At 44.2% G+C, this 14,023-nt stretch carries 16 protein-coding genes and 1 pseudogene; 8 read left to right on the plus strand and 9 right to left on the minus strand.

The genetic code is table 11. The features are described 5' to 3' along the window. A pseudogene (locus ACTIE0_RS19255) lies at positions 1 to 326 on the minus strand (IS630 transposase-related protein); the annotation flags it as partial. A gap of 328 nt (positions 327 to 654) precedes the next feature. Between ACTIE0_RS19255 and ACTIE0_RS19260 the strand changes: the two are divergent. Both ACTIE0_RS19260 and ACTIE0_RS19265 read left to right on the plus strand, forming a co-directional pair. After that, complete coding sequence (locus ACTIE0_RS19260; RefSeq protein WP_006624507.1) at positions 655 to 1,059, plus strand: hypothetical protein; 405 nt, start codon at positions 655 to 657, stop codon at positions 1,057 to 1,059. A gap of 4 nt (positions 1,060 to 1,063) precedes the next feature. Continuing rightward, positions 1,064 to 2,329: a glutamate-5-semialdehyde dehydrogenase gene (locus ACTIE0_RS19265; RefSeq protein ID WP_006624508.1), complete on the plus strand. Its 1,266-nt coding sequence runs from the start codon at positions 1,064 to 1,066 to the stop codon at positions 2,327 to 2,329. 67 nt (positions 2,330 to 2,396) lie between these two features. Here ACTIE0_RS19265 and ACTIE0_RS19270 read toward each other — a convergent pair whose 3' ends face one another. Beyond that, on the minus strand, positions 2,397 to 3,209 hold the full coding sequence (locus ACTIE0_RS19270) for an acyl-CoA desaturase (RefSeq protein ID WP_006624509.1): 813 nt from the start codon (positions 3,207 to 3,209) through the stop codon (positions 2,397 to 2,399). 77 nt (positions 3,210 to 3,286) lie between these two features. Here ACTIE0_RS19270 and ACTIE0_RS19275 point away from each other — a divergent pair, with 77 nt between their 5' ends. Beyond that, on the plus strand, positions 3,287 to 4,528 hold the full coding sequence (locus ACTIE0_RS19275) for a methionine gamma-lyase family protein (RefSeq protein ID WP_006624510.1): 1,242 nt from the start codon (positions 3,287 to 3,289) through the stop codon (positions 4,526 to 4,528). Positions 4,529 to 4,537: 9 nt separating this feature from the next. Here ACTIE0_RS19275 and ACTIE0_RS19280 read toward each other — a convergent pair whose 3' ends face one another. From ACTIE0_RS19280 to ACTIE0_RS19290, 3 genes are read right to left on the minus strand one after another with little or no spacing between them, the layout of a single operon-like run. Beyond that, positions 4,538 to 4,861, minus strand: a complete 324-nt coding sequence (locus tag ACTIE0_RS19280; protein WP_006670349.1) for a hypothetical protein — start codon at positions 4,859 to 4,861, stop codon at positions 4,538 to 4,540. A 25-nt stretch (positions 4,862 to 4,886) separates the two neighbouring features. Beyond that, the gene (locus tag ACTIE0_RS19285) at positions 4,887 to 5,222 is read right to left on the minus strand and encodes a transposase (RefSeq protein ID WP_338085930.1); all 336 of its coding nucleotides are present in this window, start codon (positions 5,220 to 5,222) and stop codon (positions 4,887 to 4,889) included. 3 nt (positions 5,223 to 5,225) lie between these two features. After that, entirely contained in the window at positions 5,226 to 5,600 is a 375-nt protein-coding gene (locus tag ACTIE0_RS19290; protein ID WP_228116370.1) for a hypothetical protein, read from the minus strand. A 414-nt stretch (positions 5,601 to 6,014) separates the two neighbouring features. On the opposite strand from ACTIE0_RS19290, the gene ACTIE0_RS19295 reads away from it, so the two are divergent. Then, positions 6,015 to 6,323, plus strand: a complete 309-nt coding sequence (locus ACTIE0_RS19295) for a DUF3067 family protein (RefSeq protein ID WP_006670351.1) — start codon at positions 6,015 to 6,017, stop codon at positions 6,321 to 6,323. Here ACTIE0_RS19295 and ACTIE0_RS19300 read toward each other — a convergent pair. Continuing rightward, positions 6,320 to 7,651, minus strand: coding sequence for a hybrid sensor histidine kinase/response regulator (locus tag ACTIE0_RS19300; protein WP_006624514.1), 1,332 nt, complete (start codon positions 7,649 to 7,651; stop codon positions 6,320 to 6,322). The two genes, ACTIE0_RS19295 and ACTIE0_RS19300, sit on opposite strands and share 4 nt — an antisense overlap. Before the next feature lie 241 nt (positions 7,652 to 7,892). Between ACTIE0_RS19300 and ACTIE0_RS19305 the strand changes: the two genes are divergently transcribed. Further along, entirely contained in the window at positions 7,893 to 8,303 is a 411-nt protein-coding gene (locus ACTIE0_RS19305; protein ID WP_006624516.1) for an ArsR/SmtB family transcription factor, read from the plus strand. A gap of 77 nt (positions 8,304 to 8,380) precedes the next feature. On the opposite strand, the gene ACTIE0_RS19310 is transcribed toward ACTIE0_RS19305, so the two are convergent. Continuing rightward, entirely contained in the window at positions 8,381 to 9,658 is a 1,278-nt protein-coding gene (locus tag ACTIE0_RS19310) for an NAD(P)/FAD-dependent oxidoreductase (RefSeq protein ID WP_006624518.1), read from the minus strand. A 372-nt stretch (positions 9,659 to 10,030) separates the two neighbouring features. Here ACTIE0_RS19310 and ACTIE0_RS19315 point away from each other — a divergent pair, with 372 nt between their 5' ends. Then, on the plus strand, positions 10,031 to 10,435 hold the full coding sequence (locus ACTIE0_RS19315; protein ID WP_006624519.1) for a C6orf136 family protein: 405 nt from the start codon (positions 10,031 to 10,033) through the stop codon (positions 10,433 to 10,435). A 38-nt stretch (positions 10,436 to 10,473) separates the two neighbouring features. Next, the gene (locus ACTIE0_RS19320) at positions 10,474 to 11,664 is read left to right on the plus strand and encodes a TRC40/GET3/ArsA family transport-energizing ATPase (RefSeq protein WP_006617008.1); all 1,191 of its coding nucleotides are present in this window, start codon (positions 10,474 to 10,476) and stop codon (positions 11,662 to 11,664) included. 123 nt (positions 11,665 to 11,787) lie between these two features. Here the strand turns inward: ACTIE0_RS19320 and ACTIE0_RS19325 are convergent, their stop codons facing one another. Together ACTIE0_RS19325 and ACTIE0_RS19330 are read right to left on the minus strand one after the other, a co-directional pair. Further along, on the minus strand, positions 11,788 to 12,372 hold the full coding sequence (locus ACTIE0_RS19325; RefSeq protein WP_235720271.1) for an IS630 family transposase: 585 nt from the start codon (positions 12,370 to 12,372) through the stop codon (positions 11,788 to 11,790). Beyond that, positions 12,336 to 12,569 carry a COG3415 family protein gene (locus tag ACTIE0_RS19330; protein ID WP_006624522.1) on the minus strand — a complete coding sequence of 78 codons (234 nt, stop codon included), beginning with the start codon at positions 12,567 to 12,569 and terminating at the stop codon, positions 12,336 to 12,338. The genes ACTIE0_RS19325 and ACTIE0_RS19330 overlap by 37 nt, the downstream gene beginning before the upstream one ends. 812 nt (positions 12,570 to 13,381) lie before the next feature. Here ACTIE0_RS19330 and ACTIE0_RS19335 point away from each other — a divergent pair. Beyond that, positions 13,382 to 13,747, plus strand: a complete 366-nt coding sequence (locus tag ACTIE0_RS19335) for a transposase (protein WP_071533577.1) — start codon at positions 13,382 to 13,384, stop codon at positions 13,745 to 13,747. The last annotated feature ends 276 nt before the right edge of the window (positions 13,748 to 14,023 follow it).

A 14,023-nucleotide genomic window follows, 5' to 3' on the forward strand; every position in this document is an offset into this window, starting at 1 on the left:
GTGAAGCCAATTTTCTTCAAGGCTCTGGATATGGTGCGAGGAGAGATGTCGTCATCCCAAAGTTCAGCCATTTGAGCGGAGGTTTTGTGGCCATGCTCTTAGGCAAAAGCCTTGAATTTGTGCCAGTCGGTAATTTGGTGGTTATGACCAGGTGGGCGATTAGGTTTAGGGAGGAAGTCTCCGGTGTGTTCTTTTCTTTGGAGCCAGAGATTGATAGTGTTCCGGCTGAGATGGAAAAATTGACTGGCTTTGGTTTTGGACATACCGTATAGTTCAATTGCATTGATAACTTTTTGTCTAAGGTCGTAACTGTAGGGGGCTGGCATGTTGGGTCTTCTGTAGATATCCTTGCCATTATACGTCCTAACTTTTCTGTCTTATGCTATATCAGATAGATTAATCTACCCGTTACAACCCTATAAGCCAATACCCCTAGATTAAACCCCTAGGGGTTATTTTATGGCTACAGATTGATGGATCCTACTACGGTTTTGAGTAACACCTAAGTAACGGTAGAATAGGGGTTATAGGCTATGTATCAGGTTCGAGCCCGCTTAGCTCCATTTCAGTTGTTAGATCTCTTGTTCCTGAACTATCATGGGAGCTACTATTTGCTTTTGTTTCTAACTCCATTAAATAAGACCACGCGAGCTTGTGTCATCTCCCAAACCTGAGAAAATCGACTTACATAGTGATTATCCCTGTCCCTGTCGTCGAAAGGGTAATCTGGTTCCGATTACCTTGACCGAGGCTTTCGGTTGCGATCGCTGTCAGCAGATTTTTGTAGTTGATGAGAGCGGTTATTCCCTAGAACAACTAGCCACCCACTACCCCTACAAACAGGCTTGGTGGTGGACTGGACAACAATGGTATCGCGCCACCCCAGGAATGCGATCGCACTATCTACCCTTAGCTTTGGGGATGCTTCTAGTCCCCCTGGTGATTTGGCTACCCCTAGCCATGTACTCTCCCGGGGGCAACATCTTGCTTTGGGCAATAGTTGCTGTTATGCTGGCGATGTTGCCAGCAATCATGGTTTGGCTTGCTTACAGGCGTTAGCTCGATGATCACTGATGATTTTTCTTCTACCCCAGATCCATTAAACCCTTCTCGTCGGGCATATTTTGCCAGTCTTGAATTGACACAGATATCAGGAGAAGATCGGGGTCAAGCAATAAACAGAATGGCTGATGGTCTCAAACAACGAAAAAATGACATTCTGGAAGCGAACACCCTTGACTTGGAAGCCAGCAGAGAAATGGGGGTTTCCGAAGTGATTGGAGATTGGTTAAAACTGACTCCAGTTCGCCTAGAAAACGCGATTAAGGTATTGGAAAGGTTAAGCACCATCTCCGATCCTATCGGTCGGGTGGTTAGCGCTCCTTACCAAATCAAACAGTATAAGGGCTATTATCAGTATATACCCCTGGGAGTCATTGCCCTCATTTACGAGGCTTTTCCTGAATTAGGGGCGATCGCCGCCGGTTTTGCTCTCAAAACTGCTAATAGTTTAATTCTCCAGGGAAGTAGTGAGGCTAACTCTTCCAATCAAATTATCGCCGAAACCCTACAATCAGCCCTAGAAGATGCGCGAATGCCGCCGGGATGTTTAGAATTTGTTCCCGCTGACCCTGATCATCCTATCCCCGATTTAGTCACCGAAGACAGATATATCAACCTGATTATACCATACGGGCGACCCCAATTAATCCAAGAAGTGATTAATAAAGCCACAGTTCCTATTCTGAAAACAGCCATGGGGAATTGTTATCTTTACTGGTCTGCTACCGCTAGTATGGATTTAGTCCGGTGGATGATTACGGATAGCCATAAAAGTGAACCCGACCCAGTAAATGCGATCGAAAAGGTCTTAATTGACCCTCATCAAAAAAACTCTTCCCTAGTGCGACTCTTAAATAGTTTGCAGGAAGAAGGTTTCCAATTACGAGGCGATCGCGATTTCATCCAAAACTTTCCCGAATTAACGGAAGCCGAACCCTCAGAATGGTATCATCCCTATTTGTCAAAAACCATAGCCTTCCGATTTGTGGAAAACCTCGAAAATGCGATCGGCATGATGAATCAGTGTAGCAGCAACCACGCCAATTGTATAGCGACCGAATCCTATAGCGAAAGTCGTATATTTGCCCAAAATTCCAATAGTGCGCTCACCTTCATGAACACATCCCCCCAATTTTCACGTCATCAAAACCGAGGGGATGCGTTGTTTTTAGGAGTGTCGAATCAGAAAGGATATCGACGGGGTTTAATTAGCCTAGAAAGCCTAATGACCCTGAAACATATTGTACAGGGTAATGGCAGAGTGTGAACTTAACCCGGCTGTCAGAGTCTAAGTTAGCTTCTGACCTACTCAGGAACAACTTTTGTCGCCGGGGCTAGTTTTCCACCAATTTAACTTTTTTAGCCAAACCCAAAAATTGTAGAAGTTGAATAGTCATCCAGGTTAAATCAATTTCCCACCATTTCAGGCCATGACGGGCGGAATATTGGAAAGCATGGTGATTATTGTGCCAGCCTTCCCCATAGGTGACAAGAGCAACCCACCAACAATTTTTCGAGTTATCATTAGATTGATATGTTTGATAGCCAAACTTGTGAGTAGCGCTATTGACAAACCAGGTACAATGAAAAACCACAACGATGCGGAAAAAGATGCCCCAGACGACCAACGGCCATCCTCCGAGAAGATATAAAACCACACCCAAGGCGACTTGGATGGGAATGAAATAATTTTGCAGGAACAGATAAACTGGGTCTTCGTTGATATCTTTGGTAAAGCGGGGAACATCAGCATCAGCAGGAATTTCCCGCAACATCCAACCCATGTGACTCCACCAAAAACCCTTGTTAGAGTCGTGGGGGTCAAGGGTTTGATCAGAGTACAGATGGTGCATACGGTGTAAACCGACCCACTGGATAGGTCCTCCTTGACAGGCTAAAGTGCCGCAAAAAGCCAAGAAATATTCTAGCCATTTGGGAGTTTCAAAACTGCGGTGGGTGATTAAGCGGTGAAACCCTAGGGTAATTCCTAAGCCACCAGTTACCCAGTGCAAAAATAAAGCCAGACCAACTGCAGCCCAGCTAAAATTACTTGGGACTAGCACAAAAAGTGCGCCAATGTGGAGGAATGCCATAAATACTATGGTCATCCAGTCGAGTTTGAGTTTGGTTTCAGTTGCAATCGTCATGAATATCAAATTTTTGAACAGACCGGACCTGTTGGCGGCATAATATGCAGCACCCCTAATTCAGCTTTAGTCAGGTAATGAGACACAGCATAGAGTCGCTACATGAAGCGCCACAGGCATTATCCCCAATTTTTTCGGGAATTGACGCTAAGGTCAAGCATCACCTCCGACGAGTGTTAGATGCTTTCCGTACTCACCGGGTAGGAACCCATCATTTTGCCGGAGTTTCCGGCTACGGACACGATGATCTCGGTCGTCAAACTTTCGATCGCGTGTTTGCGGATGTTATGGGCGCAGAGGCGGCGGCGGTAAGAGTCCAGTTTGTTTCTGGAACTCATGCGATCGCCTGTGCCCTTTTTGGGTGTCTGCGTCCAGGGGATGAGATGCTGGCCGTAGTTGGTTCTCCCTACGATACCCTCGAAGAGGTTATCGGTTTACGCGGAAAAGGTCAAGGTTCCTTAATAGAGTTTGGCATACTTTACCGACAATTAGATCTTTGTGCTGATGGAAGTTTGGATTGGTCGGCTTTATCAACAGCGATCGCACCCCATACTCGTTTGGTTTTGATTCAGCGGTCCTGTGGCTATTCCTGGCGCAATTCCCTTTCCATTGCTGATATTGAGAGGGTTGTGCAGATGGTGAAGGCACAAAATCCTGATACCATCTGTTTTGTGGACAACTGCTATGGCGAGTTTGTGGAAGACCTGGAACCGACGGCGGTGGGGGCTGATTTGATGGCAGGTTCCCTGATTAAAAATCCGGGGGGTACTATTGCCGCGGCGGGGGGTTATGTGGCTGGGCGTTCAGAATTGGTAGAAGCGGCCGCCTGTCGCCTCACCGCGCCCGGTATTGGTAGCAGTGGGGGGGCAACCTTTGAACAATACCGATTGCTGTTTCAGGGGCTATTTCTTGCGCCTCAGATGGTGGCGGAAGCGGTTAAGGGAGGACATTTGATTGCTTATGTGTTTGACCAGTTTGGTTATCGGGTTAATCCTGCGCCTCTGATACCTCGGCGCGATATTATTCAGGCGATCGAGTTGGGTTCACCCGATAAGTTGGTGGCTTTTTGTCGCATTTGGCAGAAGTTTTCCCCTATTGGGTCCTATCTTGACCCGGTTCCTGGGGAAATGCCTGGATATGAGAGTGAGTTGGTTATGGCGGGGGGGACTTTTATTGATGGTAGTACCTCTGAGTTTTCCGCTGATGGTCCTTTGCGAGAACCCTATATTGTTTTCTGTCAGGGGGGGACTCATTGGACTCATCTGGCGATCGCTTTGGAGGCTGCTATAGAGGCGATCGCTTCCCTAAATGATGCTTAATCCGTCAATTTAGCTACTGACTTGGCCGGCGGCCAAGACAATCGCTGCCCTCCGGTAATAGCTGGGGAACTTGTAAAAGGTCTGGTCAAATTGCCGGTATTTGGGGTTGGGGTTCTTGGCGGTTTGGTGAATCAGTTTCTCAACGACTAGAACCCGTTTTTGACTCGATAACCCTCCGAGAGACGGCCAATGAGTTAAGATAATTCCTATCAAATGCCGACAGACACGACGGGAGACCTCAACCGTTTGGCTCAACAGCACTCGCGCTGCTGCTGTCGGGTTAAGATTCCATCGGTCTGTACGGACGATTGATGTGGATTTGTTGGTTGCCATAACGCGCTTGTTACCCCAAGGCTTGTCAGATCGGCAGCTCCTTGACCCCCACCTGCCGTTCGGCGAGGTGGGGGAATGCGTCGCTATTTTTGTTCAAATCTTCATAGGCGACCAAATCGTTAGATTGGATAACGGAATACGCCAATCTCTTGCAATATTCTTTTCGCTGCCTACTTACTCTTAAATGCTTACGAGCATATCTATTTCTAGCTTGGTGATAGTTGTTTGATTGCTTTTTTTGGGCTGTTTTTTTAGCTGGACTGTACTTTTTAGACTTCTTTCGATTGGCTCTCTTTAACTGCTTTTCAGCTTGGCGGTAGAACTTGGGAGATGGTTCAACATTGCCTTTATTGTCAGCAATAAATTATCTAATTCCTAAGTCTAAACTTACTATTTTATGAGTGGGTTCAGTCTCTATCCTGACATTGACAGCGATCGCAAATTGAGCATAGTATCCGTCAGCCCGGCGGACTAATCGGACTCGTTTAATTTGCTTGATATCGTAGTAGTTGAGGTCCCAGGTTCCCTTGAATTTCAGAGTTCCGATACCTTTTTTGTCAGAAAAGGTAATAGCTTTTCTGGTTTCCGAAAGTTTCCATCCGCTAGTTTTATATTCAACTGAGCGAGCATTTTTCTTGAACTTAGGAAATCCCTTTTTCCCCTTAACTTTTTTCTGACAGTTATCGTAGAAGCGAGAAATAGCCAACCAAGCGCGTTCAGCCGCTGATTGTGTAGCCATCGAGTTCAATTCATTAGCCCAAGGAAACTCAGCCGCTAAGACAGCACAATATTTATTAAGGTCATATTTTCCCACCCTCTTATTGTCCATCCAATAGCGCAAACATTTGTTTTGGATGAACTGAGATGTGCGAATAGCCTCATCTATAGCTTGGTACTGAGATGGTTTGGCTTTTATTTTGAACTTGTATACAATTATTGCCCAACTTAACAAGGTTATGCTATTATGGCATATCAATGAAAAGATAGCAATAGTAGGTAAGCGAATTTATTCGCCTTTGCCGCTACATCCGCCCTTTAAATAGAGTCGGCCAAAGCGGCTATCGAGTATTTCCAGATCATGCAACTTTTCACATTCCCACGACAAACGGCGCGAGGATTCTCAGTTCTTTCTCAGTCCATGCAAGAGGTGCTTATGACGGGCCAGGACTTACGACAACTTCTGTTAAACAAGTGGGGAGTCTCCTATGATATCCAACTGCGGCGGACGCGGGGCAAAATTTTTGTCCAAGTTATGTGGAAGTACCTAGAACAGGCTTCTTTTCATTTGGGTGAGGCTGAGTATCTCGATCACCTCAATGCGATCGCTGATTATCTCACCAGTTTGGGAGGAGCAGAACAGGTTACCAATTATATCCTGAACACTCGCGATCGCCCCCGGCTAGGAAAAGCCGTCAGTATTCCCATTGACTTGGGGGGTAGGGCTTCCGAATGGATGGTCTAGTCCGAGTCCTCCGTTACCAGTGGAATAGTAATCGTGAACCTAGCCCCTGAGTCGATTTGGGAGGTACAGGTTAACTTACCTCGGTGTTTTTCTTCGATAATATGGCGAGAGATAGCTAACCCAATACCTGTACCCTTACCAATAGATTTAGTCGTAAATAGATAATCAAAAATTTTCTCTTGCACTTGTGCAGTCATACCAATTCCATTATCTTCAATCCTAATCACTGCTGATGTGCCATCTTCTCCCAGCTCAGTGGTAATTTTGATCCAGTGGGGGTCTTTCTCTAAGTCCTCATAGCTGGAACCCTCACTAGCATACTCGATCGCATCAATACCATTAGTGATCAAATTCATGAATACCTGATTCATCTGGCTGGGGTAGCATCTAATCGGCGGAAGGTACCCATATTCTTTAATCACCATGATCGCAGGTCGATCGGGATTCGCTTTTAATCGATGCTGTAAAATTAGCAAAGTGCTTTCAATACCTTGATGCAAGTCGAACAATACCACATTATTCTCATCGGAGCGTGAGAAAGTCCTCAGACTTTGGCTAATATTGCGGATGCGTTCTGTCCCCACTCGCATGGAAGCAATCAGTTGAGGTAGATCCTCCATCAGATATTCAAGATCGATATCCTCCGCGTGATGTTCAAGATCCGGCGGTGGGTCCGGGAACATCTGCTGGTACATTTGCAGGTGTTTCAGCAAGTCGAACACATAAATACTCGCATGACTCAAATTCGCTTCGATAAAACCAATCGGATTATTGATTTCATGGGCTACCCCAGCCACCAGTTGACCCAAGGTAGACATTTTTTCACTCTGAACCAGTTGTAGTTGAAATTTTCGCAGGTTATCTAGGGCCTGGGTTAGTTCGTGGGTGCGTTCCGCTACTCTCTGTTCTAGTTGGAAGTTGCGATCGGCTAGTTGTTGGGTTAGGTAACGGATCTTTAAATGTACATTAACACGGGCCAGCACTTCTTCTGGCTGAAACGGTTTCGTAATATAGTCTACTGCTCCTAGGGATAAGCCTTTCACCTTATCGGCCGTATCGTCTAGGGCTGTCATCAGAATTACTGGGATATTACAGGTTGAAGGGTTCTGTTTCAGACGGCGACAGGTTTCAAAGCCGTCCATCTTAGGCATGACGATATCCAGCAGAATCAGATCCGGTTGGATCGCTTCCGCTTGGGCGATCGCTTCAATGCCATTGGTGGCGATCGCTATTTTACAACCCACATTGGCGATCGTATCCGCAATCAAACTCAGATTTGAGCGGTTATCCTCGACAATTAAAATTGTGTCATCGGTCGAATCAGTCATGGGATGGGGGGGTGAGGGTAGTTGGCCAGATTGCTTAATTACCTGATGGCGATACCTAATACAATGTCATACACTTCCTCAATTGTAGCTTAAAGCCGGGGTTTCCTTTCGGGTTCCTTGAGGCGATCGCTACTCTACCCATCATAAATCAGCCTCAAATAAATGAGACAACAACCTCTACTGTGTGGTAATATAGTAAGCACACCTTTCCTATAACTTATTCAACTCACCTAACTTAATCATGACAAAATCTTCCGTCAAAGCATCACAATTCCAGCTTGAATCCAATTCTGGGGAGTGCGGAGTCTCCAAACTTCCACCCGAGGCATTGACTCTTATGGCTGACTTTTTTAAGGTTCTTTCCGAAGTCAGTCGCCTCCAGATTGTTTGCTGCTTAAAAACTGGTGCCAAAAATGTTACTCAAATTATTGAAGCCACTGGTTTAGGACAAGCTAACGTTTCCAAACACTTAAAAATGCTTGCTCAAGCTGGGATTGTCACTCGCCGGCAACAGGGGGTTAATGTTTATTATGAAATTGCTAATCCTTTCCTATTTGAGTTGTGTGAGTTAGTCTGTGATTCCCTATCGGTTCAGATAAATCAGCAAAACAAACAGTTTGAAAAGCTCCGAGTTCTTCAAGAAGCATTCTAGCTTCCTAATTAATCACCCGCCACTGTCCCTAATTGCCTAGGTCAGTGTCGGGATTTACTCAGTATTGACAAGTTAGCCTAAGATTTGATTCCCGCTAACATATCCGCCTCAAACGGTTTCCCTTTTAACATCCGATTCCAATACAGCCAAGGCAAAACATAGCGCTTCACTAACCACATACTATAACGTTCTTCCGTCGGGTCGAATGGAAAACTAGATTTCGGAACACCATCATAATCAAACTCTGCCATAATTGTCCGCCCATAACCTGTTACCAACGGACAGCAAGCATACCCGCCATATTTTCCCCCTAGTTGTTTAGCAGCCATCACCGCTAACAAATTCTCCACTAATGCGGGTGCTTGTCGCCGAATAGCAGCCGCCGTTTTAGAATTGGGAAGAGACGAAGCATCCCCTAAGCTAAAAACATTCGGATAAACATTATGTTGCAGCGTGTATTTGTCTACATCTACCCAACCTTTCGTGGGTCCCTCTTTCACCGCTAAAGGACTGTTTTTAATAAAATCAGGGGCACTCATTGGCGGCGTGACATGAATCATATCATATTTAATCCTGATTTCCTCTACTCCCGCCTCCGTGGTTTTTTCAAAAACTGCTTCCTGGCTTGAGGGAATAATCGCTTTCAGATTATGCTTATATTTGACATCAATATTTCGGCGCGCGGCAATCTTTTCTAAAGATTCACAGTAGCCTGTTATCCCAAAAATTTTGGCTCCCGGAGTGGCATAAATCACATTCGACTTATTCTTAACTCCATTTTTGATGAAAGTATCATCCGCCAAATACATGATTTTTTGAGGCGCTCCCGCACACTTAATAGGAGTCGCCGGAAAAGTGAAAATAGCATTCCCACCTGGAAAATTCTTGATCACTTCCCAGGTATACGGTGCATACTCTTTAGAATAGTTGCTAGTTACGCCATTTTTCCCGATCGCATCTGTTAACCCTTCTACTTTATCCCAGTCTATTTGAATCCCTGGACAAACTATCAGATAATCATAGTGGACGGCTCGTCCATCTTCGAGAATCACTAGATTTTGCTCTGGTTCAAAGGTTTTTGCTGCTGCTTTCAACCAGGTAGCACCCGCCGGAATACAGTCTTTTTCCTCCCGGATAGTATCTTCAAGACGATAAGCACCACCACCTACTAAAGTCCAAGCTGGTTGATAGTAGTGTTTATCTGAGGGTTCAATAATAGCTATATCTAGGCTACTATCTTGTTGTAAAATTTGGGCTGCCACAGTTATACCAGCCGCTCCCCCACCCACGACCACAATGGTATGATGGAGAGAATCTCTGATAGGTTTCGATGTGGGAATTTCCGAATTGGTCATAAGGTATTTTTACTCCTGTGAATTGAACTTTCCGAATTTTCGGCTGATTGATCAACACTAATCATCAACCGGGATTTTGATATATGCTAGTCCCATAATAACCAGGATTTAATCATTATTGAACTATCCATAACCAAAATGGTTGCCTAGAGTATTTATACATATCATTAAACCCAGTTGCGCCACCATTATCATTATTAGTTGTAACGGGAAAACTGATATATACATAGCCATTGACATATTTTACCATAAATGTTATAATCCCGTCAACCTGTGCCATAAATTGACGGCGATATTTAGGGATATTTCATATCTTTAGTAATCCGAGAAATATCGGCTACAATCCCATCAAAAAAAACTCAAATTAATCCTATGGTTGCTCACCATCTCATTGAAACCATCAAACAAGATTATCAAAACTTTCCCGATAATCAAACCTATAGTATTTATGCAGACAACGTTTATTTTAAAGACCCTGTTAATGAATTTTCGGGATGCGATCGCTATCAAAAAATGATCAACTTCATGGCCACCTGGTTTCAGGATATCCAATTAGACTTACATGATATTTCGGAATCTGGGGACACCATCGAGACCCAATGGACTCTCAGTTGGACCGTATCTGTACTGCCCTGGGCTCCGCGACTATCCATCCCCGGTTACAGCCACCTACACATCAACCCAGAAGGCTTAATTGACCGCCACATAGACTACTGGAACTGTTCCCGCCTCGCCGTAGTCAAACAGCTTTTTCAACAAAACAGCCCTAAACGTTAGAATAATGTAAACATATTTTAAGCGGGACTCAAAACTATATGCGCGTGATTTTAATGACCGGAAAAGGAGGCGTTGGTAAAACCTCCGTTGCCGCGGCTACAGGCTTACGGTGTGCCGAACTAGGCTATAAAACCCTGGTATTAAGTACAGACCCAGCCCACTCCCTAGCAGATAGTTTTGATGAACCCCTCGGCCATGAACCTCGCCAGGTGAAACCCAACCTATGGGGCGCAGAACTAGACGCACTGATGGAATTAGAGGGAAACTGGGGGGCTGTCAAACGCTATATCACTCAAGTTCTGCAAGCGCGGGGACTTGATGGCGTTCAAGCCGAGGAATTGGCTATCCTTCCCGGAATGGACGAAATTTTCGGCTTGGTGCGAATGAAGCGGCACTATGACGAGGGGGAATTTGAGGTTCTCATCATTGACTCAGCGCCCACAGGGACTGCTCTGCGCCTATTAAGTTTGCCGGAGGTAGGTGGGTGGTATATGAGAAAATTTTATAAACCGTTACAAGGGATGTCGGCCGCTCTGCGTCCTTTAGTGGAACCCATCTTTAAACCTATTGCTGGTTTTTCCCTCCCGGACAAAGAAGTAATGGATGCACCCTATGAATTTTACGAGCAAATCGAAGCCTTAGAAAAGGTATTAACTGATAATCAGAAAACCTCAGTGCGTCTGGTAACTAACCCAGAAAAAATGGTAATTAAAGAATCCTTGCGCGCCCATGCTTATCTGAGTTTGTACAATGTAGCCACGGATTTAGTGATTGCGAATCGGATTATCCCCGACTCAGTAACCGATCCATTTTTCCAACGCTGGAAGGAGAACCAACAGCAATATCGCCAGGAAATACATGATAATTTCCGCCCTCTTCCTGTCAAAGAAGTAGAACTATTTACTAAGGAAATGTGCGGTTTTGAAGCCTTAGAGCAACTCAAGGATATTTTGTATAAAGATGAAGACCCGACTCTGGTTTATTATCAGGAAAATACTATGCGGGTTATCCAAGATAAAGAATACTATAGTTTGGAGTTATATTTACCGGGAATTCCCAAGGAACAGATACAGTTAAACAAGACGGGTGATGAGTTAAATATCCGTATTGGGAACCACCGCCGCAATTTAGTTTTACCCCAAGCGTTAGCGGCTTTGCAGCCTTCCGGGGCGAAAATGGAGGAAGATTATTTGAAAATTCGATTTGCTGACGTGGCGAAGATTTCCTAAAACTTCTCAATTCCGGGTTCAGTGATTAAGGTAGCTGAATCCGGTTTGTGAGTGTAGTTGAGTATTGAACTTTATTTCGTCCGGCAGCTTTAGCACGATATAGGGCTTGGTCAGCCTTTTTCATCAAATATAGCAATACGCAAATACATTAGTACAGCTTTTGAACGCTGCATCTACACATTCTCTCACCGCTTCAAAGTCTTTAAGTTTTGGTCTCATCCATGTCTTTAAGGGAGACCACCAATTTTCAATTTTATTCAAATCTGGTGAATAAGCTGGCAAGTACCAGATTTCGCATCCCACTTCTTCTACCATTTCTTTTATGCTTTCACCGTGATGAAAACTCCCATTGTCAAGAATAATAATATCTCCCTCTTCTAGCTGAGGGAGCAAACATCGGTCAAGCCACGCTTCAAATAAGTTTCGGTTACATGACCCTTCAAAAGTCAAAGGGGTGAACAACTTGGGCCATCCTAAATCACCGATCCAACTGACTCTTTCTGTCCTTTTTCCCGACTTGAGTGCATGACACCTTTCTCCTTTTGGACTATAGCCTAATGGATAATCATCTCGATTGTCAAATCCCGATTCATCCACATAAATCAACCTTTTTTTATCCGTTTTTGATAACTTTTCCTCAAATTTTCTCCTTTTCTCTTCATCCCCTTTCTTCATATCAGTAAGTTTTTTTTGCGAGTTATCCCCCACTTTTGACAAGCATTGCCGACATTCTGTTGGGTCACACCTTCTCCCCAAAGTTCGGCGATTTGCTTTTGTGTCTTGTCTTTATGTTTCCAAATCAACTCTCTGAATCGATTTTCATCTGGGATTTTGGGTTTCGGCCCTTTTTGATGAGGCTGAATTGCTTGATAGCTTCCCGTTTCCTCTTCTCTTTTGAGCCACAAGTCCAAAGTATTTCGACTGATTTAAAACTGACGGGCGACTCGACTTTTCTTCTGTCCGCTTTTGACCGCCGCGATCGCCCGTTTCCGCCAATCATTACTTAATGGTGCTGTCATACTCCCTTTCCCTGCTTCATTTCTATCAATTACAGCTTGTTCATTAAATATGTGTAACAATGAATACCTATAACAACTTGGTGATCAACTAGGGCTAAACTCAATTCCAACTGGATTCACCCATGAGCCGTTATTCTGTTGCTCTTAGGAAAAAAGTGGTCACCGCCTATCAATTAGGCTAAGGCTCAATTAGGCAACTTGCAGAGCAATTTATGATGAGTCCTGCTACTGTTCATAGTTATATCAAAAAATCTCGAGAAACTCAAGATATAACTCCTCAAAAGCCCGGGCTAAATCGTCCTAGCCAGCTATAATCTTATCGAGACTTTATTATTCAGATGGTACAAGATTACCCAGATGGGACAGTTCGACAGTATCGAGAACATCTCCTAAATGAGCTGGATGTTTATGTCAGCGTCGGAGGAATGTGTGAATTCCTCAAAAAAGAAGAACTAACTCTTAAAAAAAACTTACCGGTCAGAAAAGGTAGCAACGGAAGAAGGTCAACAACAGCGATTTGATTACCGAGAGCGGGTGAGAGATGTACCTCAAAAATGATATTCATTGATGAGACAGCTTTCTGTGTAGGGATGAGTCCCTCTATGGCTAGGAGTAAAAAAGGCAAAAAAGCATGATGTTTAAGACCCTTTTATTAAGGCAGAAAAATTACCTGAATTGGAGCCATAAGTATCGAAAGAGTGGTAGCTAAAAAAGTCATAGAAGGCTCTATGAAAGGTAAAGATTTTCAGGATTTTATTGAACAGGACTTGGTTCCGAGACTGAATCCAGGGGATGTCGTAGTTATGGATAACCTTAATATCCATAAAATGGAGGGCATTGAAGAAATGATCACTGCTACGGGAGCCAGAGTAGAATATTTACCACCCTACTCACCAGATTTCAATCCTATTGAAATGTTGTGGTCAACGGTTAAGTCAGTGGTCAGAATGTTTCCAACACGAGCAATGGAAGCACTAGAACAGTTAATTAAACTGGCTCTAATGCTGATGGGAACAAATACGTTTAAGAACTGGTTTACTAAATGCAGTTACTGTACTAATTAAATATCGAACAAGCTGTATACTTCATAACCTACTCTCGTAGTGCTATAATGATTGGGATAGTGCAAGACGTTCGGGTATGAAATAAGGCTGGAATGGCTGAAATAACCACCGGGTGAGGATTCCAGCCCCGATTCGCTGGATATAAGAGGTTAAGCTCTGACCATCCCTATAACTGTTTATATAGCACAAGACAGGAAAGTTAGGACGTATAATGGAGAGGACGAGATGACTAAGAAGACCAAAAATGCCAGCCCCCTATAGTTACGACCTCAGACA

Source organism: Limnospira sp., from assembly GCF_051859755.1.
In the GTDB taxonomy this organism is placed as follows: Bacteria; Cyanobacteriota; Cyanobacteriia; order Cyanobacteriales; family Microcoleaceae; genus Limnospira; species Limnospira fusiformis.

Bases quoted from the DNA above. Each gene is read 5' to 3' on its own strand.
- ACTIE0_RS19265 (WP_006624508.1), top strand. From the start codon at position 1,064: ATGATCACTGATGATTTTTCTTCTACCCCAGATCCATTAAACCCTTCT.
- ACTIE0_RS19270 (WP_006624509.1), bottom strand. From the start codon at position 3,209: ATGACGATTGCAACTGAAACCAAACTCAAACTCGACTGGATGACCATA.
- ACTIE0_RS19275 (WP_006624510.1), top strand. From the start codon at position 3,287: ATGAGACACAGCATAGAGTCGCTACATGAAGCGCCACAGGCATTATCC.
- ACTIE0_RS19280 (WP_006670349.1), bottom strand. From the start codon at position 4,861: ATGGCAACCAACAAATCCACATCAATCGTCCGTACAGACCGATGGAAT.
- ACTIE0_RS19290 (WP_228116370.1), bottom strand. From the start codon at position 5,600: ATGGCTACACAATCAGCGGCTGAACGCGCTTGGTTGGCTATTTCTCGC.
- ACTIE0_RS19295 (WP_006670351.1), top strand. From the start codon at position 6,015: ATGACGGGCCAGGACTTACGACAACTTCTGTTAAACAAGTGGGGAGTC.
- ACTIE0_RS19300 (WP_006624514.1), bottom strand. From the start codon at position 7,651: ATGACTGATTCGACCGATGACACAATTTTAATTGTCGAGGATAACCGC.
- ACTIE0_RS19305 (WP_006624516.1), top strand. From the start codon at position 7,893: ATGACAAAATCTTCCGTCAAAGCATCACAATTCCAGCTTGAATCCAAT.
- ACTIE0_RS19310 (WP_006624518.1), bottom strand. From the start codon at position 9,658: ATGACCAATTCGGAAATTCCCACATCGAAACCTATCAGAGATTCTCTC.
- ACTIE0_RS19315 (WP_006624519.1), top strand. From the start codon at position 10,031: ATGGTTGCTCACCATCTCATTGAAACCATCAAACAAGATTATCAAAAC.
- ACTIE0_RS19320 (WP_006617008.1), top strand. From the start codon at position 10,474: ATGCGCGTGATTTTAATGACCGGAAAAGGAGGCGTTGGTAAAACCTCC.